The organism is Shewanella sp. 10N.286.52.C2 (assembly GCF_002874545.1).
In the GTDB taxonomy this organism is placed as follows: domain Bacteria; phylum Pseudomonadota; class Gammaproteobacteria; order Enterobacterales; family Shewanellaceae; genus Shewanella.
The window spans coordinates 1-255 of sequence record NZ_MCTV01000040.1 but is presented as its reverse complement, the minus strand read 5'-3'; the positions used below and the strand labels follow the sequence as shown (position 1 = coordinate 255).

Below are 255 nucleotides of genomic sequence, written 5' to 3'. Positions count from 1 at the left end.
TTGACTCAGACAATGTACCTTTATAGAGCTCCTAATAACGTGTACTTCACACGTATCTGTTTAGCCAAATCGTTACGCGATAAAGGCTTTCCTTTTGATATTAAAGTTTCTTTGTTGACTCGTGACAGAGCACAAGCGGTTATTCGCAATATCGATGTCGCAGGCACGCTGAAAAAAATCATCAATACCATAGACCATCAAACCTGTATCAATGACTTTATTCGTTATGTTGATGAGGTGATTAACAGTCTTCGC

Annotated in this window: 1 protein-coding gene; it reads left to right on the top strand. The window is 38.8% G+C overall.

Annotated features, from left to right (window positions below):
• Nucleotides 1–39: 39 nt before the first annotated feature.
• On the top strand, nucleotides 40–255 hold a 216-nt coding region (locus tag BCU94_RS15235; RefSeq protein ID WP_198590894.1), incomplete at its 3' end, for a hypothetical protein.